The following is a 20,443-nucleotide window of genomic DNA, read 5'->3' on the forward strand; positions in this document are numbered from 1 at the left end:
CGGCATCATGGTTTAACTTTGACGTTTATCTTCGGTATTGTTTTCGAAGTCGCTGGCGTCATGGCGTTCGTGAAGCTGTTCGTTCAATGGGCCGTTGGTCCGGTTGACAATGCGCCCCCGCTTTACCGCCGGACGTTCGGCTACCTGTTTCGCCCAGCGTTGTACGTTTTGATAACTTCCGGCATCCAGAAACTCCGCTGCATCATAGACATTCCCCAGCACCACGTTGCCGAACCACGGCCAGATGGCCATATCGGCAATAGTGTACTCTTCTCCCGCGACATACGGGTGGTGAGCTAACTGCTTATCCAGCACGTCCAGCAGACGCTTGGCTTCCATGGTGAAGCGATTAATGGCGTACTCAATTTTTACCGGCGCATAATGATAGAAATGACCGAAACCGCCACCGAGGAACGGCGCCGCGCCCTGTAGCCAGAACAACCAGTTAAGGGTTTCTGTGCGCTTAGCCAGATCCTGCGGCAGGAAATGGCCAAACTTATCCGCCAGATAAACAAGAATTGCGCCCGACTCAAAAACTCGAATCGGCGGGTTGTGTGAGTTATCGCGCAGCGCCGGGATTTTTGAGTTCGGATTGATGTCAACAAAGCCGCTGGAGAACTGATCGCCCTCGCCGATGCGAATCAACCAGGCGTCATATTCGGCGCCGGTCACGCCCAGCGCCAGGAGCTCTTCCAGCATAATAGTCACTTTCTGGCCGTTAGGCGTCCCCAGCGAATAAAGCTGTAACGGATGTTTGCCGACGGGCAGCGTTTTGTCGTGCGTCGGGCCGGAAACCGGGCGATTAATGTTAGCGAACGCGCCGCCGCCGGATTTATCCCACGTCCAGACTTTTGCGGGTTGATAAGTATTATCTGCCATATTGATCTGCCTTCACAGTGGTGGTGTTGAAGCAGTGTAGCAGCTTGCTAACCGGACATTTAACCGATTGGGACATTCCGGCGAGTGAAATTTTAACCTTCTGGCCTCAGTGTGCCTTATTGAGGTGTATGATTATGTCGACCTCTGTCCGGTTAGTGTCACAGAGCAGACAATCAGAGCGAAATCACGCCAGGCTGCTCAGGCGGTCTTGTTTTGAGGTAAGTGCATGAGCAAAGGAACCACCAGTCAGGATGCCCCCTTCGGGACATTATTGGGTTACGCCCCCGGCGGCGTAGCGATCTACTCTTCAGATTACAATTCCCTCGATCCGTGGGACGACGACGACGCAGCTTTTCGTAGCTACATCGACGATGAATACATGGGGCATAAATGGCAGTGCGTGGAATTTGCCCGCCGTTTTCTCTTTCTGAATTATGGCGTTGTTTTTACTGACGTCGGCATGGCCTGGGAAATTTTCTCGCTGCGTTTTCTGCGCGAGGTCGTGAATGACAATATTTTGCCTTTGCAGGCCTTCCCGAACGGTTCGCCGCGCGCGCCGGAGGCCGGGGCGTTGCTCATCTGGCAAAAGGGCGGCGAGTTTAACGAAACCGGGCACGTTGCGATTATCACCCAACTCCTGGATAACAAAATTCGTATTGCTGAGCAAAACGTTATCCACACGCCATTGCCGCCAGGGCAGCAGTGGACTCGCGAACTGGAAATGGTCGTAGAAAACGGGTGTTACACCCTGCGCGACACCTTTGATGACACGACGATTTTAGGCTGGATGATCCAGACCGACGACACGCAATACAGTTTGTCACAGCCTGACATCGCGAATCAGTCGCTGGCGATTCGCGGCGCAAGACTGCCAGAGAAAGGTCAGTTTGACGGTCAGTGGCTGGATGAGCGCGATCCGTTACAAAAAGCCTATGTACAGGCGAACGGGCACGTTATCAATCAGGACCCGTACCAGTATTTTACCATCACCGAGAGCGCTGAACAGGAGCTTATCAAAGCGACCAATGAGTTGCATTTGATGTACCTGCACGCCACGGACAAAGTTTTAAAAGACGATAATCTGCTGGCGCTATTCGATATCCCCAAAATTCTTTGGCCGCGCCTGCGCCTCTCCTGGCAGCGCCGTCGTCACCATATGATCACCGGTCGTATGGATTTCTGTATGGATGAACGCGGGCTGAAAGTCTATGAATACAATGCCGATTCCGCATCATGCCATACCGAAGCGGGATTAATTCTCGAAAAATGGGCTGAGCAGGGCTATACCGGTAAAGGGCATAACCCGGCGGAGGGCTTAATTAACGAGCTGGCAGGCGCCTGGAAACACAGTAAAGCGCGTCCTTTCGTCCATATCATGCAGGATGATGATATCGAGGAGGACTATCACGCGCAGTTTATGCAGCAGGCGCTGCATCAGGCCGGTTTCGCGAGCAAAATTCTCCGCGGGCTGGGCGAGTTGCGCTGGGATGACGCCGGGCAGTTGATCGATGGCGACGGACGGCTGGTGAATTGTGTCTGGAAAACCTGGGCGTGGGAAACGGCGATGGAGCAGATACGCGAAGTCAGCGAGACGGAGTATGCCGCAGTGCCTATTCGTACCGGGCACCCGGAAAATGAAGTCCGGCTGATTGATGTATTACTGCGCCCGGAAGTGTTGGTGTTTGAACCGCTGTGGACGGTGATCCCGGGTAACAAAGCGATCCTGCCCATCCTGTGGTCGCTCTTCCCGCATCATCGCTATTTGCTCGACACGGATTTTACCGTTAACGATGAGCTGGTGCAGACCGGCTATGCGGTAAAACCGATTGCCGGACGTTGCGGTAGTAATATTGATTTGGTGAGCCATCAGGAAGAGCTCCTGGATAAAACCAGCGGCAAGTTCGCCACGCAGAAAAATATCTATCAGCAGTTGTGGTGCCTGCCGAAGGTCGCCGGGAAGTATATTCAGGTCTGTACGTTTACCGTGGGCGGTAACTACGGCGGTACGTGCCTGCGCGGCGATGATTCATTAGTCATTAAAAAAGAGAGCGATATTGAACCGTTAATCGTCATCAAAGCGTAACGGGGTCATTCTCGTCGGGATATCGGCGTGGGTGCCGATATCCCGCCTGTTGTGTTTACCAGCGAACGGCTATCAGCCTGCCATTTACTGGTAACATATGAGAAATAATATCACAAATTATTCTTAACTTTTCTGACGCAGGCGGTGACGCTCGCCGCGTTGGCGCATCCGTTTCCTGATTTTCGACTAATCGATACTTTTTGCGGCTGGTTACGCTGCCCCCATTCCTTTGGATTTAGGTCATGCCTGTTTGGCTGGTAAACGGACAGCATAATATATTGATGAGTCCAAATGATATTATTGGTCATATAAAAAGTTTACGTTAGGTTATTTTTCTATTGCAAAAGTTTGCGTTTAAACCCTGTCTGCAATCTTCGTGGCGAGATATAGCTACACCTAAGTAAATGCAGTTAATTATTATTCAGCTATTGTTGTCAGCCTTGTAAATAATATTTCCGTATAAAGCGAAACGACTTCCATCATGACTATTAATGGTATTGTTGAATAGTTTACCTTGTAATTATTTAAGTTTGGTGGACGTTTTGTCTTATTCTGGTGAGCGTATGGTTATGGCAGATGACAGCCGATTTTTCATTATGTTAGCATGAGTTGATAATACTTTATCCAGGCATAGATCAGGATGTCCACATATAATAAGGAGAATGGTATATGTTTAAAAAAGTATTAGGCTTGCGCCACTGGAATAATAATGTTGTAAAAATACCGCCGCCAGCAGCAGAATCTGGCGCTAATGCGTCTGACGTGGTGATGGATACTCCTGAGCCTTATGAGCGGATACTGTGTCAAAAAATTCTGATGGGGATCTCGACGATCGATATCATTCGTAATGCCATCATTAAATCCTGTGAGCAGCTCAACATTGAAAAAGAACGCATTAATGAACTTAACGAACAGAATGATAAAGCCAGAAGTTCATTAAAATCGCTCGTGGAATTTATCACCGAAATTGGCACGACTTCATCGGATATTGGCTGTCGTATGGGCGACTTAAATACCTCCTTAACGCAAATTAATGCGTGTATTAAAGAGATACAGAAGATCGCTAACCAGACCAATTTGATAGCGATTAACTCCGCGATCGAGGCCGCGCGCGTAGGGGATGCCGGGCGTGGTTTTAGCGTTATTTCGAAAGAGGTGAAAAACCTGTCCGAAGATGTTAAACACAGTTCGAAAAGCGTCAGTACGTTAACCTCTGTAATCAAAGATAATACGGCCAGAGTGAGTGAGGTACTGGATAACCAACAGCCGGTTATTGATAATATTACGACTAACATAAATCAAATTGTGGAGTCTATTGGCATCGTCATCGATAAATCGCTGAGCATGAAATCGGTCATGCAGTACATCTCTACGGTGCAGTTTTTGAATATTGTCAAAGTTGACCATGTTATCTGGAAAATGGAAGTCTACAAATTACTCTTAAATAAAGACATAAACAGTAAAATAACGATGCACGATCAGTGTCGGCTGGGGAAATGGTACTACGGCTTTGAAGGACAGCAGTTTAGCAATTACTACAGTTTCCGTAGTCTGGAAGCGCCTCATAAAGAGGTGCATACCGCTGGCCACTCTGCGCTGAACTATTTTGCCGCAGGCGATATGAATGCGATGTCGCAAGAACTCGACAGAATGGAGCGATCCAGTAATGAGGTGGTTAACCAGCTGGAAATGCTGGCTGTCGATTTGTTAAAAGAAACCACACTGTGAAGTCATGAGTTATTACCGTATAACCAACAGGAGCCATCATCAACAGGACTGATGTATCGCACTTTCTGCACTGGAGTTATTCCGGACAGAGAAAAGAAGCATGACGCAGAAGATGGCTGTGTTTGTTCACCCGAATCACTTACCTTAGTAAGTGATTCGGGATTAATCAGCGACATCTTTGCTTTTTATCGGCGGCCAGACTTTGGCTGGAAAAGTGCGTTACTGCTAAATTTCTCACTCTCTTACCGCCTTCCTGCCCCTCGAAATACCTGAGACCTGTGCTCACAGATTAATAGCGATTATTTAATCGTGAAATAACGCTGGGCATTATTGAAGCAGATATCCTGAACCATACGGCTTAGCATCGCTTCATCATCAGGAATCTCTCCGTCCTGCGCCCACTGTCCCAGCAGGTTACAGAGAATACGACGGAAATATTCATGTCGCGTATAAGAAAGGAAACTGCGGGAGTCGGTCAGCATCCCGACAAACTGACTTAACAGTCCCATTTGCGACAGTTGCTCCAGTTGGCGCAGCATACCGTCTTTCTGATCGTTAAACCACCAGCCGGAACCAAACTGCACTTTTCCGGCAATTCCCGGCCCCTGGAAGTTACCGATCATGGTCGCCAGGACTTCGTTATCACGTGGGTTCAGGCAATAGAGGATAGTCTTGGGCAGTTCATTGGTCACATCCATACTGTCGAGCAAACGGGAGAGCGCCCAGCTAATGTTATTATCGCCAATGGAGTCAAAGCCGGTATCCGGCCCCAGCAGGCGGAACATCCGGGTATTATTGTTACGGATCGCGCCAATATGTAGCTGCATCACCCAGCCGCGCGCGGCGTACTGGCGGCCCAGCCAGACCAGCACCGCCGTGGTAAACTGGGCGATCTCAAGTTCGCTCAGCGTTTCGCCAGCCAGACGTTTGCCCAGAATGGCGTCAAGCTGCGCGTCGTCGGGCACCGGCGCAAATCGCAGCGTTTCAATGCCATGATCCGACGCGCGGCAGCCGCAGGCGGCGAAATGGTCGAGGCGGCGAGTGAGCGCCTGACGTAAATCGTCGAAACGGGTAATGCTGACATCTGCCGCCGCTTCCAGTTTCCTCAGGTAATCGACAAAGCCGTCCAGTTCGATTTTGAAAACTTTGTCGGGGCGCCAGCTTGGCGCGACTTCAATATCAATGCTGTCGTCGGCGGCTATCTGGCGGTGATATTCCAGAGAATCTATCGGGTCGTCGGTGGTTCCGACCATCCGCACATTCATCTGCTGCATAATACCGCGCGCGGAAAAGGCCGGCGTCGCCAGTTTCTCATTACACTGCGTCCAGATACTTTCTGCGGTATCCGGTCCGAACAGCGTACCTGTAATGCCAAATGGACGGCGTAGTTCAAGGTGCGTCCAGTGATACAGCGGATTACCCAGCGTTTTTGGTACGGTATTGGCCCAGGCCATATATTTTTCATAATCGCTGGTCTCTTTGCCGGTGATCAGCGACTCATCCACGCCTGCGCTTCGTAGCGCTCGCCATTTATAGTGGTCGCCTTCCAGCCAGATCTGACCGAGGTTATCGAAACGGCGATCGTCGGCGATTTCCTGCGGACTTAAATGGCAGTGGAAGTCATAAATCGGCATGGGCGCGGCGTATTTATGGTACAGCGTGCGGGCAATGTCGTTTTTCAGTAGAAAATCTTCAGTCATAAACGTAGCCATGATTTATCTCCTTACTTAGCCAGCGCTTCTACCGTGGCTTTCGCGCCATTCTGCAATAGCTGTTGGTAAGCGTCGGTAACGGCTTGCACAAATTCGTGGTTCTTCGGCAGGTCGTTGCCAAAGATAGACTCGATGGCCAGTAGCCCGCGAACGCGTTCTTCCGGCGTCTGATATTGCTGATGAATCGCCTGATACTGTGCAAGCAGCGGATCGACGACATCAATGGTTTTACCTTGCTCATCGACACCGCCGACATAACGCATCCATCCGGCGACGCCCAGCGTCAGGCGGCGATAGTCATCGCCCTGTTGCAAGTGCAGACGTACCGGGTCCAACAAACGCTGCGGCAGTTTCTGACTGCCATCCATCGCGATCTGCCAGGTGCGGTGTTTCAACGAGGGGTTAGTGAAACGCGCAATCAACAAATTCGCATACCCTTCCAGATCGGTGCCTTCCGGCATTGACAACGTCGGCGCTTGTTCATCAAGCATCAGCGCCAGCGCCGCGCGACGGTAAGCCGGGTTAGTCATAGTATCGGCGATAGTGTCATACCCGCCGAGATAACCCAGATAGGCGAGGAAAGAGTGACTGCCGTTAAGCATACGCAGCTTCATCATCTCAAACGGTACGACATCTGCAACGAATTGCGCGCCGACGGTATCCCAGTCCGGGCGACCATTCACAAAGTTATCTTCGATGACCCACTGGCGGAAGGGTTCGCAGGCGATAGCGCAGGGATCATAAACGCCTAACTGGTCGGCAACCAGTTGTAGCGTCTCTTCGGTCGCTGCCGGAACAATGCGGTCAACCATGGTGCAGGGGAAGGTCACATTGTCGGCAATCCATGCGGCGAGGGCGGCATCGCGAGCTTTCGCCAGGCCGAGGACGGCAGCCTTCGCGACGTGACCATTCTCGCGCACGTTATCGCACGACAGCACGGTAAAAGCTTTCAGTCCTTGCTCCCGGCGCATGTTTAGCGCTTCGACAATATAGCCAATGGCGGATTTAGGCTGCTGTGGATGGGCAAGATCGTTTTGGATCAGCGGGTTATTGACATCAAGCTCGCCGCTGGCGGGGTCGGTGCAGTAGCCTTTTTCGGTCACGGTTAAGGAGACGATGGCGGTTTCCGGGCGCGCCATTGCCGCCAGAATCCCTGCATGACCGTCGAATTCAGGGTGTAGCGCTTCTTTCATTGAACCGATAATTTTCAGTTCGGTGCTTTCTGCGCCGCGTTCTGCAACGGTGTACAGCAGATTTTGCGCTTTCAGGTTCGCGATCAGCCGCGCGTCGTTACCCGGCATCAGGTTCACTTCACAAATGCCCCAGTCGCTGTCGCTCTTTTCCAGTAGATGATGGGTAAAGAGCGCCTGGTGCGCGCGGTGAAACGCCCCGCAGCCCAGATGCACAATACGGGATACCAGACGTGATTTGTCCCAGTTTGGGCGGGCGACGGAAACCTGGGCGGTGGCGATATTCTGTTCCATTGCAAACTCCTGTCATTCGACGTCTTCGCCCGCGATCTCCGGGGCGAGGCATGTTGCTATTGCATTGAGTAGGGGAAATCGCATGACGCGTCGCGCCATGCGAAAGAAGGTTATTTGCTAAAGAAAGCGCGCTGGATAGCCAGTTCGACGCCGCGGACTTCCGCAAGCCCTTTCAGACGGCCAATGGCGGAATAACCCGGATTCGTTTTCTTCTTCAGATCGTCCAGCATCTGATGACCGTGGTCCGGGCGCATTGGGATCAGATCGTCGCTACCTTCGGCTTTACGACGGTGCTCTTCTTCCACAATCGCTTTAACGACTTCATACATATCCACATCGCCGTGCAAATGGGCGGCCTCGTGGAAGGTCTTCGGATTCTCTTCGCGCAGCGTAGAACGCAGATGCGTAAAGTAGATGCGCGGACCAAATTGCTTGATCATATCAACCAGATCGTTGTCGGCGCGCACGCCGTAAGATCCGGTACACATGGTGAAGCCGTTCGCCATGCTATTAACGGTTTCCACCATCCATTGCATGTCTTCAATGGTAGAGACAATGCGCGGCAGGCCGAGAATAGGGCGCGGCGGATCGTCAGGGTGAACGGCCATACGCACGCCAACCTCGTCGGCAACCGGAATAATGGCTTTCAGGAAATAGGCAAAATGTTCACGCAGTTTTGCTTTATCGATATCTTTATACGTCGCCAGGTGTTGACGGAACTGATCCAGCGTATAGCCTTCTTCCGCGCCAGGTAAACCGGCAATAATGTTGCGGGTCAGACGTGCTTTGTCTTCCTCGCTCATGGTGGCGAAACGCCGCTCTGCCTGAGCAATCTCTTCTGCCGTATAGTCGGCTTCTGCTCCCGGACGCTTCAGGATATGCAGTTCGAACGCGGCGAATTCAATCTGGTCAAAACGCAACGCTTTGGAACCATCCGGTAATACGTATTCCAGATCCGTACGTGTCCAGTCCAGTACCGGCATAAAGTTATAGCAAACCGTATAGATACCGCATTGCGCCAGGTTACGCAGCGTTTGCTGGTAGTTTTTGATCCATAAATCGTACTGACCGGTGTGGGTTTTGATATCTTCGTGGATAGGTACGCTCTCTACCACAGACCACTCCAGACCCGCCTCTTCAACGATAGCTTTACGTTTCTGGATCTCGTCTACCGACCAAATTTCTCCATTCGGGATATGGTGTAACGCCGTTACCACGCCGGTTGCGCCAGCCTGGCGTACATCTGACAGCGTTACCGGGTCGTTAGGTCCGTACCAGCGCCAGGTTTGTTTCATATCTCGTTTCCTCTTCTTGCGATAACGTCTTCGTGGTTGACCCATTGCCAGCCAACATCGAAACGTGCTTTGTAAACCCGTTCTGCTCCCTAAATTCAACCAAAATTTTTCTCATGTCAACCTTATTGTCTAAATTGGCTAACCAAATCACAAATATCATCATTCACGGTCTGCCAATTTTATTTATTTGATCTGTGTCAATTTTTGCTGGGTGAAAAGCATTCACCATTCAACTTGAAATGAGTTGATGTATTTATTTCAAGAATATTAAGTGCGGGAGTTGCCGCCAGATTTTGACCGGTCCGGATGAGAAAATATTGATTGGTCAACCAATTTTTGTGATTTCAGTTTTCCCGCTACAGGTCAGACGGCGCGGAGCTAATGTTTTTTAACGAGGCTTTATCATGAAGATGACAAAATTAAGATGGTGGATTATCGGCCTGGTCTGCGTAGGGACCATCGTAAACTACCTGTCCCGTAGCTCGCTTAGCGTTGCGGCGCCAGCGATGATGAAAGAACTCCATTTTGATGAGCAACAATATTCCTGGGTGGTGAGCGCCTTCCAGCTTTGTTACACCATTGCGCAGCCGATCACCGGCTATTTGATGGATGTCATCGGACTGAAAATCGGCTTCTTTATCTTTGCCTTGTTGTGGTCGCTGATCAACATGGCGCACGCGCTGGCCGGCGGCTGGATAAGTCTGGCATTTCTGCGTGGTCTGATGGGGCTAACCGAAGCGTCAGCGATTCCGGCCGGGATTAAAGCCAGCGCCGAATGGTTCCCGACGAAAGAACGCGGTATTGCGGGGGGACTGTTTAATATCGGTACTTCGATTGGCGCGATGCTGGCGCCGCCGCTGGTGGTCTGGGCGATGCTGACCTTTGCTGATAGCGGCATCGGTACTGAAATGGCGTTTGTGATTACCGGTGGGATCGGCGTGCTGTTCGCCATCACCTGGTTCCTGATTTATAACTCGCCAAATAAACACCCGTGGATCACCCACAAAGAGCTGCGTTATATCGAAGACGGCCAGGAAAGCTATCTCCAGGACGATAATAAAAAACCGGCCGTTAAAGAGATCGTTAAAAAGCGTAACTTCTGGGCGTTGGCGATTACCCGTTTTCTGGCTGACCCGGCATGGGGAACGCTGAGTTTCTGGATGCCGCTGTATCTGATTAACGTGATGCATCTGCCGTTAAAAGAGATCGCCATGTTTGCCTGGCTGCCATTCCTGGCGGCGGACTTTGGCTGCGTTGCAGGCGGTTTCCTGGCGAAGTTCTTCATGGAAAAGATGCACATGACCACGATCAATGCGCGTCGTTGTAGCTTTACCATCGGCGCTGTTTTGATGATTTCGATCGGTTTTGTCAGCATTACGACTAACCCGTATGTCGCCATTGCATTGATGAGTATTGGCGGTTTTGCGCACCAGACGCTGTCTACCGTCGTGATTACCATGAGCGCTGACCTGTTCAAGAAAAATGAGGTCGCGACGGTTGCCGGTCTGGCAGGATCTGCGGCATGGATGGGACAGTTAAGCTTCAACCTGTTTATGGGGGCATTGGTCGCTATTATCGGTTACGGCCCGTTCTTCATTGCACTCAGTCTGTTCGATATTATCGGCGCCATCATCCTGTGGGTACTGATTAAAGATCCAGAAAAGCACCACCCGCCAATGACGGAACAGCCGCTGGCGTCTCACCGCTAAAGCTGTCTCGGTTTCACTGGCCTGATAAGCGAAGCGCTACCGGGTTCTAACGGCCACCTTCGGGTGGCCGTCTTCATTACCCTTATCAGTAAAAATACGCGTTGGTTTTATACCAGCGCGTTATCATTTAGTTTGCCTGATTATTTTCAGATGCTGAAAATAATATTGTGGTAAGGGTTATTGTTTTTCGCCTGGATTTTTATCGACTCTCTGTCTCGCTGCGATCATCGATAAAGTCCCCTTTATGTAAATAAAGGTTCAATGCTTCTACTCTTTTCCCCATATATTTTGCGCAGCTTCACAAAAAATAACCTGATGTCGTAATGTCCGCTCCCTAATATTCTCCATGCGCTATACGTTAATTTAAGTTTAAATTTCATGCCGGGGATATCACGATGTCACGTAATTTTACTGTTTCAGCCTGTCAGTATATTGTTACCGAAATAAACACTTTTGAAGATTTCATAACAAAGGTAAGGATACTTCTTAATAAAAGTCAGGGTGCTGATGTCGTTATCTTCCCGGAGCTATTTACCATTGAGTTATTTACATTATTGAAAAAATGGCAAGAAAGACCCATTTCACACCTTACTTTAATTGATCAGTTCACGGATGCCTATAAGCAGCTTTTTCAACAGGAAGCGAAAGAAAGAGGACAGTTCATTATTGCTGGCTCTCATCTGGAGCAGACTGGAGCAGATCGCTATGAGAATGTTGCGCATATATGGGGACCCGATGGCGAACATTATGCTCACAGTAAGACGCATATCTTCCCGGCTGAACGGGGTTGGTATACTCAGGAAGGCGATAAAATGGCTGTTTTTCAACTGCCATTTGCAAAGGTGGGTTTTAATATTTGTTATGAAGCAGAAATACCGGAGTGTGCCGCGACGCTGGCGGAACAGGGTGCGGAGTTAATTTTAACGCCTTCCGCTACGTTTACTGAACAGGGATTTTGGCGAGTCAGGCATTGTTGCCACGCACGTTGTATTGAAAATCAAATTTATCTTGTTCACTGTTGCCTGGGCGGAAACCCGGGCGGGCCACTGCCAGGCTGCTGGGCCCGAAGTTCAATTTTAAGCCCCTGTGATGTCGTGTGGAAAAATCCACAAGGTATTATCGCAGAGGCGCACGTCAATCAAGAGGATGTCATTTCAGGAGAAATTAACCTCGATGTTCTATATGAAAATAGACTTGGGGGGGCAGCAACAACGTTCAAGGACAGACGCAGAAAAGCAGGCATATATAATATCTGGCCATCACACATTAAATAACAGAATGTGTCCCTTCTATGTATTAGCTGGAGGTCGTTATGGGATATTTAAAATTACCTGAGGGTAAAAGGATTGCGGTCAATCTTGGTGTTGATGTAGATGCTCAGTCTTTATGGCTGGGCGGATTTAATCGACCGTCGCCATCCTTTATGTCACGAGGAGAGTTTGGTGCTCAAGTTGGCGTACCAAGGCTTCTGAAATTGTTCAAAGAAAATAATATCAAAACCACCTTTTTTATTCCCGGACACACTGTAGACACCTTCCCGGAAATCATTAAAGCAATTTTTGATGCCGGGCATGAAATCGCTCACCATGGCTACTATCATGAAAATCCGACGCTGGTGAATCGTGATACAGAACGCCGACTTATGGATCTGGCGTTCGCCTGTTATAAAAGACATTTCGGCATACGCCCTGTGGGATACCGTTCTCCCTATTGGGATTATAGCGAGAATACGCTGGATCTTCTGGAGGAAGCCGGTTTTCTCTATGACAGTAGCCTGATGGCGAGAGATCTTGTGCCTTACCATCCTCAACGTTGGCAGGTGAATTGGGAGACGGGAAATATCGCAGGCCCGGCCAGCGCGATTCTGGAAATTCCTGTTAGCTGGTATCTGGATGATTTTCCCGCACTGGCGTATACCGGCAACCAGGAGGGGATGAGCGATACTGACGGTGTTCTGCGACGCTGGAAGGATATTTTTACCTATGCTTATCACCATCAGGAAAACGGTTTATATGCGATGGCCCTTCATCCGCAGATAATCGGTCATGGGCATCATATGATGATGTTGTCACGTTTGATTGAACATATTAAAGGGCATGATGGCGTATGGTTTGCAACCTGTGAAGAGATAGCCAGTGTCTGGGTGGATGACGAAGAGGATCGACAAAAAATGCTCCGTCCTGATGTTCGTGGCGTAGCGCCGGTTCCGGATGATTATGGCTGGCCAGGCAAATGATATCACCTCATGACAATGTTAATATCAGTCGGGTAACGGATTACCCGGGCAGAAGTTACCTGTTTGCCCGCTCGTTAATGCATATTGTCCATCAGAAAGGGAGACTATCCCGGGACGTATAAAATCTTTTTTATTTCGGTCAAAACGTTAATCAACGAGAATAGTTTTTTTTTGATTTAAATCATTTTTTAGTGTTCACAGGATAATAATCAAATAACATTTGTAATGTGAGTATTAAGAAAAATAAAATTTCCATAGTGATTAATTTTTATTTAACGCTTTGATTTTTAATGTTTTTGTATGTGTTAATTGATGTAAATCAATTTGGATTTTTTTATTAAATAAGTAAAAATTAAGTTGATATTTGCTTTTTGATGTGTTTTTTATATATAGCTGATTATTATTCTGAAATGTCAATTTTTGAATAACGACGCTGTGATACCGGCACCAGGGATACTTTGCGATAAAAGGGATTGAATATGGCAGAGAGCGTTCAGTATAACCTCAATTGTATTTGGCCACAGCGGGCCAAAACCCTCTATTGCTTTGCAACCAGCGGAATAACGTTCATCAGACGTGGGTAAACGTCGGCAAAATCCCTGCAAACCTGGCGTTTTTCACGCTGTGTTTTTTGGTAGTTGCGCTTTTAATAAGAGTCACAAGCGTTGGCCGCTGGTATTCGTCTGGCTGCTGAACTGCCACTTGATCAACAAGGAGATAAATCATGGATGCGATTTTTTTAAAGCTCGACAATATCAAAGGCGAAAGCCAGGTTGAAGGCTTTGAAGATCAGATAGAGATCATGTCTTATAGCCACAATGTGGCAATGCAGGTAAATAACGATATTAGCCTCACCGAGCGGACTTCCGGGCGTGCGCATGTTGGTGAAATGTCGCTCACCAAATTTGTCGACCTCGCCACGCCTGTGCTCAATGAGTACTGCTGTAGCGGGAGGCTAATTAGAACCGCGGTGCTGACGTTGTGCCGCAATGACGACGGCAAAATGCGGTCGCTTATCGTTTATACCCTGACAAACGTGCTGATATCACAACTCAGTGTTAGCGGCGGCGCCGGCGGTAAGCCGGTGGAAACGATGTCGCTGAACTTCACGAAAATCAAATGGCAAATCACTGCCGAGAAATCAGACGGCGCTCAACAGGAGTCCAGAACGTCAGTATGGGATCTGGCGATGGACCAGATAGGGAAATGATGATGACGCCAACCATTCCGGTCGCGCTATTCGACAGGCTCTTGGTTGAGGGGATAAGCCCACATGAATTGGTACGACGCAAGTTAATGTGTTTATTCAACTCTTGCGCCGTGCCAGGTGGCGAGACATTACCGCCGCTGCTCACTCGGGGTATGCCGGAATGGCACGAGGTGAATGTGGGTGACAAACGGGTTCTCAACTGGTTTTGCCGTGAGCTTCGCGCTGCTATTTTACGTTATGAACCGAGCATCAACATGCTGAAAGTCAGTGTAAAAGATGCCCATCATCAGACGCTGGCGTTGTCTTTGGAAGCGATGTTACAGGATGAGTCTGAACCGTTAAGGCTGGAGATAGCCTACTCTAACGGTAGATGGCGCTAGTAATGCAGGAAGGAACGCCGGGCCGGGCGTTTAACATTATCCCAAAAGCAAAAAAACGCAGCGAGCGAACCTGATAATCAGGCAGACAGTCCACCTTTCGGTATGGTTGATCTGCCTGCATCATTTTCAGGATGGTTAATAACGGACCATGACAGATTTAAGTTCGGTATAGTCATCAATAAACGCGCTGCCAAATTCACGACCACTACCCGATCCTTTCATCCCTCCAAAGGGTACCGCGGGATCGAGGAAGGTATGCATATTGACCCACACCATGCCAGCATCAATATCTTCAGCGTAGCGTAATGCCTTAGACATATTTTCCGACCACACACTTGCAGCAAGGCCGAATGGCGAAGCGTTGATATGCGAAAGCGCCACTTTTTCATTCTGATAACCGATAAAGCTACAGACAGGGCCAAAGGTCTCCTCGTGCATCAGCGTACTGTTTTTACTACGCACTTTTACCGCCGTCGGCTGTAAAAAGTACCCTTCGCCGGGTAAAGTTTCACCGCCGTAAACAATGGTATCCCCTTCTTCCCGTGCGCGTTGAATCAGACGCAGCACTTTTTCAAGCTGAACCTGATTCGCCAGCGGGCCCATCACCGTTTTTTCATCTAAAGGCGAGCCGGGCACGATCTCCGATAACCGTTGCCTGAGGAGCGTCATGACCGTATCCAGTTTTTCCTGGGGCAGATAAAAACGCTCTGCGGCAGCACAAATCTGTCCTTGATTCAGATAACCGGCTTCAAGAATACCGTTGACCATGGCTTGTGCCGAGAGATCATTGAGAAACAGCGCCGCATTTTTCCCTCCCAGTTCGAGGGTAACGCGTTTTCCTGACGATGTTGCCGAACGCCGGACTTTCTCACCTGTCGCAACTGACCCGGTGAAACTCACTTTGGCGCAATCTGGATGCGCGATCAGCTGTTGCGCTATCTCACCGCCAGCACCGTTTACCACGTTAATTACGCCATCAGGGAAACCTGCCTCTTTAGCCAGCTCAGCGACTCGCAGCAGTGTCAGCGGGGTATATTCACTTGGTTTAATGACGATGGTGCAGCCACATACCAGCGCTGCGGCCAGTTTCCAGATAGCAATCATAATTGAGAAATTCCACGGCACAATACCGACGACCACGCCAATGGGTTGGCGTTGGGTAAACGCTGTGTATCTCTCTTCTCCCATTGATGGCAGGGAGACATTCAGCGTTTCACCGGTTATTTTTCCTGCCCAACCGGCAAAGTAACGCAGGAAGGCCACTGACTGATCGAGTTCAAGACCGCGCGACAGCATAATCGTTTTACCTGAACAGACGCTTTCCAGTTGAGCTAACTCTTCACGATGAGCGGCAAGAGTATCAGCCAGTTTCAGCAGTAATGCGCCGCGTTGTAACGTTGGCATTTTACGCCAGACATCAAACGCCCGTCTGGCGCTCTGCATGGCCTGTTCTGCCTGCGCAGGGGTTGCCGACACAACGTCGGCGATGATTTTGCCGGTGGCTGGGTTAGTGACCGAGAAGTTCGTGCCGTTTCCGGCCTGACGTTCACCTGCAATAAATTGTCCGTGTCGTTGGCGTAAAAAAGTCGTTACTTCGGCAAGTAATGTCACATCGCTCATCAGAAGTGCCTGTAGGTCAGGAATATACGTTTTTCCATCCCAACATACTTTTTCGGAACTGAATATCGTTCCAAAGAACGTCATTCTTCCGGACGATATTTTGTAAAACGTTACCGTGCTGTGATAGCGGTCTTAGTCAAGCGTGATGACAAGGTAACGCGATGAATACAAAAATCGATGCGTTGAATTACTACGGCGCGACGAAAAAATACCCGTTGCATTTTCCTGCTCTGCAAGGGGATATTGATGCCGATGTGGTGATCATTGGCGGTGGCTTTTCAGGCATCAATACCGCGCTGGAACTGGCGGAGCAGGGGATCACTAATGTTGTCGTTCTGGAAGCCCGCCATCTTGGGTATGGCGGCACCGGGCGAAACGGCGGTCAGGTAATGGCCGGTATAGGTCACGACATCGAAGCCGTTAAAAAATATGTAGGCGCAGCGGGAATGGAGACGCTGTTTAAAATCTCGAACCTCGGCGCAGGCATTATTCGGGAGCGAATTCGTAAATACCATATTGATGCTGATTTTGTCCCCGGATATGGTTATCTGGCCTACAACCAGCGGCAGTTAAAAACGCTGCAACAATGGGAAAAAGAATTCAAAGCCGCTACGCCGGAAGACGATATTGAACTCTATACCGGTAAAGACGTGCAGCAGGTTATCGGTTCCGACGTCTACTGCGGTGTTCTCAAGCATATGGGGGGAGGGCATGTCCACTCGCTGAATTTATTGCTGGGCTCCGCTCAGGCTGCGAATTCGCTGGGGGTGAAGATATTCGAATATTCACCTGTGGTTGAGGTCAGTTACGGTAAAACTGTGCGGGTACGTACTGCGATGGGCAGCGTAAAAGCAGCCAAATTGCTGTGGGCCTGTGATAGTTTTCTCAATAATCTGGAACCAGAAATTTATAAGAAAACGCTGGTTACTTATTCTTATCAGGTCTCTACAGAACCTCTCTCCAGCGAGCTTGTTGAGCGGATCAGTCCCTTGCGCGGGGCTTTTAGCGATATCCGCCCGGTTATAAATTACTACCGTCTCACAAAAGAAAACCGTCTGCTGTTTGGCAGCGCCACAAGGTTTCTTGAATATACCCCGCACGATTTTGCTGCCTGGAACCGCACTCTGTTGACGGAGGTCTTCCCTTATTTGAAAGACGTTAAAATCGATTTTGCCTGGGGCGGACCGATGGCCTGTAGCGCGAATCTGTTTCCGCAGATTGGCACGCTTCGTGAACACAATAATGTTTTTTATGTTCAGGGTTATTCCGGATTTGGCGTCACGCCTTCCCATATTGTATGCAAAATCCTGGCCGAAGGAATAAATGGCGGTTCCGAGCGGTATCGTCTGATGAGTAGCATTCCCCACGCGACAATTTATGGTCGCGACAGTCTACGTCTATTGCTGGTCAGTGCGGGAAAACTGATACATCAAACAGCCGGTTTCTGGAAAGGCCGGAATTAACCAGGAGAACATTAATGCACGCTTTTAAACTCAATCAACCTGTTCCTGAATTACAGCCAATCGGGAGTGTCAGCCTGTTGGGGGCGTTGCCAACAGAAGGCGATCCCCAGGTCGCCGTTGCGATGATTTACGGTAAACCTGAGGACGTATTTACCTGTGGACTGTTTTCATCGACCCGCGGCGGTTTCACTATGATTTATCCCTTTACCGAGCACGCAACCGTGCTGGAAGGGGAAGTGGAACTCACTGTTGCGGGTCAGGAACCGATACGTTTTTCACCAGGCGATAGTTGGTTTGTTGAACAGGGAACCGAAGTGGCATGGAAAGTTTTAACGCCCCGTTTTGTAAAACATTATCTGGCAAACGTTGAAAGCCATAAGCAGGGTTGAATCCTTTAATTGTTCGTCAGTAGCGTTGGCATCACTGGGGAGAATAACGCGCTCCCCACTTGCTATTAGCGCATGCGGGGACGGCGTCACAACGTTATTTACCGTTATCCCTCTTCAGGACGATACCTGTTAGATACGGTGCCTGCCATAAATAAGCGTTATTCCGGAGCGGTAATTTATTGTTGTAATAATAGTGAAGAGGTTGACCATGTTTAAAAACAGACTTGCCAGCCATCTTGAACGTGGCGTTATTGGTTTCCCCACGACGCTTGCCAGCTCCGTCGGGCTGATTATGGCAAGCCCGGTGATCCTGACCGTGACCAGTGGTTTTGGCTCAGGGGGAGATACCTTTGCTCTTGCGGTATTACTGGCATTTATTATGATGCAAGCGCAGATTACCACCTTTGCCGAAGCGGCAACGCTTATTCCCACGACTGGCTCCGTCTACGACTATATTTCCTGCGGGATGGGGCGTTTTTTCGCTATCACCGGTGCGCTTTGCGCTTACCTGATCGTACACATTTTTGCCGGCACGGCAGAAACGATTCTCGCTGGCGTCATGGCGCTGGTGAACTTTGAGTCTGTTAGCGAACACGTGGCCATGCAGCACAATACCTGGATGGTTGGCGTCGGCATGGTAGTGGTTTTCGGGTTACTGAATGCCATTGGTGTTGAAGTATTTGGCAAGGTGGAAGTGTTTCTTACATTCGGTATGTGGACTACCCTGACCATCTTCGGTTTATGCGGGATCCTGTTATCCCCGGTCACTCATCATTCCGGGTGGTTTGGCGCACCGCTTGATGTCAGTAATCTTTCTGGTCTGTTTGGTTATATTGGCATGGCGATGTTTATGTTCGTCGGTTGTGAACTGGTCACGCCAATGGCGCCGGAAATTAAAAAAGCGCATCGTACGATTCCCAGAGCGATGGCGCTTGGCCTTTTAGCGGTGGCAGGTTGTATGTTCCTCTATGGCGCTGCGATTAACCGGCAAGTAAATAATGTGGTTGTCGATGCGGCAAACCATATCTTTTTACTGGATACGCCGATGGCTATTCCCGCCTTTGCCAATCGTGTCATGGGACATGTCGGGCAATACTGGCTGGGCGTGGGGTTGTTGTTAGCGGGATGTGCGACGATTAATACGCTAATGGCGGCAGTACCGCGTATTATATACGGCATGGCGCTGGACGGCGCTTTGCCGCGGTTTCTGACCTGGTTGCACCCCCGCTTTAAAACACCGGTCATCGCCATCGCATTCGGTGTTGCGATTCCCTGTTTACATGCCTGGTATCTGAACGGTGATATCGACCACATTGTTCCGCTGATCCTCGCTGCGGTCTGCGCCTGGGGGGTAGCTTATCTGCTGGTAACGTTATCGGTCGTTATCTTACGTATTCGGCGCCCCGATTTGCCACGCGCTTACCGGGCCCCCTGGTTTCCCTTACCTCAGATTATTTCGAGCGTGGGTATTATTATCGCCATTATTAATATCGCGCCTCCAGGAATGAACAGTCGGGATGTACTTATACCATTCGGTATTATGCTTGGATTGACTGCCGCCTATGCCTTATTCTGGACATTATGTGTGCAACGGGTTAATCCTTTCCTCCCGCTTCCGGTAGAAGAGGTCGTGGAACGGGCGATGGGCAATTATGAAAAGCGAAACAATGAAGAGATGACGCCAGATGTCCTCCGCCCCCTGGTTTAAGAACGCATTAATGAATATGGTGTTACGTGATTTGAGCGGCTGGCGTTGTGAAAAATTGACCGAACATAGCGCCGTGCTGCATCTGAATGCATTTACCCAGGTTATCTGCCATGCTCAGCAAAAACGGTTATTCATGGCCAGTATTCACAGTTGTGAATTCAGGGTGAAAGGCACAATCAATTATCCTTTGCAGGGCAAAATTCGCGTTCATCAGCCCGGATGGCTGAAACGTTATCCCGTCATTTTTACTGGCAGCAAAAGTACCGCCGGGCTGATTAACTATCTTAATTGTTTCCCCAATTTACAACAGGCACTGAGTGAACTGGATTATCGTCGGTTTACGCTGGTTTTACATCATAAGGAATGGTATTGCAGCATTGAGCTATGGGCTGCTAGCGAAGTAGTTTGTAAAATGCCGCCGCTGCGCCGTTATCTGCGGCTTGAGCGGCACCAGCGTGTTCTTCTGCTTAGTGTGATAAATATGATCAATCAGGCCATGAATCAATGGCTGCAACAGGATACCGACGCCAGATAATATGACATTTTA

Annotated in this window: 16 protein-coding genes; 11 read left to right on the top strand and 5 right to left on the bottom strand. The window is 49.5% G+C overall.

From position 1 onward, the window contains the following. Nucleotides 1-12: 12 nt before the first annotated feature. A complete protein-coding gene (gene yghU, locus ACLJNW_RS08780) occupies nucleotides 13-879 on the bottom strand; it encodes a glutathione-dependent disulfide-bond oxidoreductase (RefSeq protein WP_000774853.1) in 867 nt (288 codons plus the stop codon). Nucleotides 880-1,105: 226 nt separating this feature from the next. Between yghU and gss the strand changes: the two genes are divergently transcribed. Further along, on the top strand, nucleotides 1,106-2,962 hold the full coding sequence (gene gss / locus ACLJNW_RS08785) for a bifunctional glutathionylspermidine amidase/synthase (protein ID WP_000033690.1): 1,857 nt from the start codon (nucleotides 1,106-1,108) through the stop codon (nucleotides 2,960-2,962). A gap of 669 nt (nucleotides 2,963-3,631) precedes the next feature. Further along, nucleotides 3,632-4,690 (top strand): methyl-accepting chemotaxis protein, encoded by a 1,059-nt coding sequence (locus tag ACLJNW_RS08790; protein WP_000475244.1) that lies wholly within the window; start codon nucleotides 3,632-3,634, stop codon nucleotides 4,688-4,690. Nucleotides 4,691-4,989: 299 nt separating this feature from the next. Here the strand turns inward: ACLJNW_RS08790 and uxaC are convergent, their stop codons facing one another. From uxaC to uxuA, 3 genes are all read right to left on the bottom strand, one after another. Continuing rightward, complete coding sequence (gene uxaC, locus ACLJNW_RS08795) at nucleotides 4,990-6,402, bottom strand: glucuronate isomerase (RefSeq protein ID WP_000190182.1); 1,413 nt, start codon at nucleotides 6,400-6,402, stop codon at nucleotides 4,990-4,992. A gap of 11 nt (nucleotides 6,403-6,413) precedes the next feature. Next, nucleotides 6,414-7,886 carry a fructuronate reductase gene (locus ACLJNW_RS08800; protein ID WP_000437132.1) on the bottom strand — a complete coding sequence of 491 codons (1,473 nt, stop codon included), beginning with the start codon at nucleotides 7,884-7,886 and terminating at the stop codon, nucleotides 6,414-6,416. A 110-nt stretch (nucleotides 7,887-7,996) separates the two neighbouring features. After that, a complete protein-coding gene (gene uxuA / locus ACLJNW_RS08805; protein WP_000815487.1) occupies nucleotides 7,997-9,181 on the bottom strand; it encodes a mannonate dehydratase in 1,185 nt (394 codons plus the stop codon). Between the two features lie 404 nt (nucleotides 9,182-9,585). Between uxuA and ACLJNW_RS08810 the strand changes: the two genes are divergently transcribed. From ACLJNW_RS08810 to iraD, 5 genes are all read left to right on the top strand, one after another. Beyond that, entirely contained in the window at nucleotides 9,586-10,890 is a 1,305-nt protein-coding gene (locus ACLJNW_RS08810) for an MFS transporter (RefSeq protein WP_000784371.1), read from the top strand. A 395-nt stretch (nucleotides 10,891-11,285) separates the two neighbouring features. Next, entirely contained in the window at nucleotides 11,286-12,164 is an 879-nt protein-coding gene (locus ACLJNW_RS08815; RefSeq protein ID WP_000089254.1) for a carbon-nitrogen hydrolase family protein, read from the top strand. 38 nt (nucleotides 12,165-12,202) lie between these two features. Beyond that, on the top strand, nucleotides 12,203-13,126 hold the full coding sequence (locus tag ACLJNW_RS08820; RefSeq protein ID WP_000540888.1) for a polysaccharide deacetylase family protein: 924 nt from the start codon (nucleotides 12,203-12,205) through the stop codon (nucleotides 13,124-13,126). 724 nt (nucleotides 13,127-13,850) lie between these two features. Further along, on the top strand, nucleotides 13,851-14,336 hold the full coding sequence (locus ACLJNW_RS08825) for an Hcp family type VI secretion system effector (protein WP_000338745.1): 486 nt from the start codon (nucleotides 13,851-13,853) through the stop codon (nucleotides 14,334-14,336). Next, nucleotides 14,336-14,716, top strand: coding sequence for an anti-adapter protein IraD (iraD, locus tag ACLJNW_RS08830; RefSeq protein WP_000988938.1), 381 nt, complete (start codon nucleotides 14,336-14,338; stop codon nucleotides 14,714-14,716). Before ACLJNW_RS08825 ends, iraD begins: the two co-directional genes overlap by 1 nt. A 135-nt stretch (nucleotides 14,717-14,851) precedes the next feature. Here iraD and ACLJNW_RS08835 read toward each other — a convergent pair whose 3' ends face one another. Beyond that, nucleotides 14,852-16,336: an NAD-dependent phenylacetaldehyde dehydrogenase gene (locus ACLJNW_RS08835; protein WP_024154695.1), complete on the bottom strand. Its 1,485-nt coding sequence runs from the start codon at nucleotides 16,334-16,336 to the stop codon at nucleotides 14,852-14,854. Between the two features lie 161 nt (nucleotides 16,337-16,497). Here ACLJNW_RS08835 and ACLJNW_RS08840 point away from each other — a divergent pair, with 161 nt between their 5' ends. The 4 genes from ACLJNW_RS08840 (at nucleotide 16,498) to ACLJNW_RS08855 (ending at nucleotide 20,431) form a co-directional block, all read left to right on the top strand. Further along, nucleotides 16,498-17,799 (top strand): NAD(P)/FAD-dependent oxidoreductase, encoded by a 1,302-nt coding sequence (locus ACLJNW_RS08840; RefSeq protein ID WP_001092827.1) that lies wholly within the window; start codon nucleotides 16,498-16,500, stop codon nucleotides 17,797-17,799. 14 nt (nucleotides 17,800-17,813) lie between these two features. After that, the gene (locus ACLJNW_RS08845; RefSeq protein WP_000542980.1) at nucleotides 17,814-18,188 is read left to right on the top strand and encodes a cupin domain-containing protein; all 375 of its coding nucleotides are present in this window, start codon (nucleotides 17,814-17,816) and stop codon (nucleotides 18,186-18,188) included. A 208-nt stretch (nucleotides 18,189-18,396) separates the two neighbouring features. Next, complete coding sequence (locus tag ACLJNW_RS08850; protein ID WP_000475960.1) at nucleotides 18,397-19,896, top strand: APC family permease; 1,500 nt, start codon at nucleotides 18,397-18,399, stop codon at nucleotides 19,894-19,896. After that, nucleotides 19,874-20,431 (top strand): DUF3156 family protein, encoded by a 558-nt coding sequence (locus ACLJNW_RS08855; RefSeq protein ID WP_000092989.1) that lies wholly within the window; start codon nucleotides 19,874-19,876, stop codon nucleotides 20,429-20,431. The genes ACLJNW_RS08850 and ACLJNW_RS08855 overlap by 23 nt, the downstream gene beginning before the upstream one ends. Nucleotides 20,432-20,443: the final 12 nt, after the last annotated feature.

The sequence above is a fragment of the Salmonella sp. SAL4457 genome, assembly GCF_046548235.1.
GTDB classification, from domain to species: Bacteria; Pseudomonadota; Gammaproteobacteria; order Enterobacterales; family Enterobacteriaceae; genus Salmonella; species Salmonella enterica.

Excerpts from the sequence above, each read along its gene's own strand:
- yghU (WP_000774853.1), bottom strand. The coding sequence starts at position 879 with ATGGCAGATAATACTTATCAACCCGCAAAAGTCTGGACGTGGGATAAA.
- gss (WP_000033690.1), top strand. The coding sequence starts at position 1,106 with ATGAGCAAAGGAACCACCAGTCAGGATGCCCCCTTCGGGACATTATTG.
- ACLJNW_RS08790 (WP_000475244.1), top strand. The coding sequence starts at position 3,632 with ATGTTTAAAAAAGTATTAGGCTTGCGCCACTGGAATAATAATGTTGTA.
- uxaC (WP_000190182.1), bottom strand. The coding sequence starts at position 6,402 with ATGGCTACGTTTATGACTGAAGATTTTCTACTGAAAAACGACATTGCC.
- ACLJNW_RS08800 (WP_000437132.1), bottom strand. The coding sequence starts at position 7,886 with ATGGAACAGAATATCGCCACCGCCCAGGTTTCCGTCGCCCGCCCAAAC.
- uxuA (WP_000815487.1), bottom strand. The coding sequence starts at position 9,181 with ATGAAACAAACCTGGCGCTGGTACGGACCTAACGACCCGGTAACGCTG.
- ACLJNW_RS08810 (WP_000784371.1), top strand. The coding sequence starts at position 9,586 with ATGAAGATGACAAAATTAAGATGGTGGATTATCGGCCTGGTCTGCGTA.
- ACLJNW_RS08815 (WP_000089254.1), top strand. The coding sequence starts at position 11,286 with ATGTCACGTAATTTTACTGTTTCAGCCTGTCAGTATATTGTTACCGAA.
- ACLJNW_RS08820 (WP_000540888.1), top strand. The coding sequence starts at position 12,203 with ATGGGATATTTAAAATTACCTGAGGGTAAAAGGATTGCGGTCAATCTT.
- ACLJNW_RS08825 (WP_000338745.1), top strand. The coding sequence starts at position 13,851 with ATGGATGCGATTTTTTTAAAGCTCGACAATATCAAAGGCGAAAGCCAG.
- iraD (WP_000988938.1), top strand. The coding sequence starts at position 14,336 with ATGATGACGCCAACCATTCCGGTCGCGCTATTCGACAGGCTCTTGGTT.
- ACLJNW_RS08835 (WP_024154695.1), bottom strand. The coding sequence starts at position 16,336 with ATGAGCGATGTGACATTACTTGCCGAAGTAACGACTTTTTTACGCCAA.
- ACLJNW_RS08840 (WP_001092827.1), top strand. The coding sequence starts at position 16,498 with ATGAATACAAAAATCGATGCGTTGAATTACTACGGCGCGACGAAAAAA.
- ACLJNW_RS08845 (WP_000542980.1), top strand. The coding sequence starts at position 17,814 with ATGCACGCTTTTAAACTCAATCAACCTGTTCCTGAATTACAGCCAATC.
- ACLJNW_RS08850 (WP_000475960.1), top strand. The coding sequence starts at position 18,397 with ATGTTTAAAAACAGACTTGCCAGCCATCTTGAACGTGGCGTTATTGGT.
- ACLJNW_RS08855 (WP_000092989.1), top strand. The coding sequence starts at position 19,874 with ATGTCCTCCGCCCCCTGGTTTAAGAACGCATTAATGAATATGGTGTTA.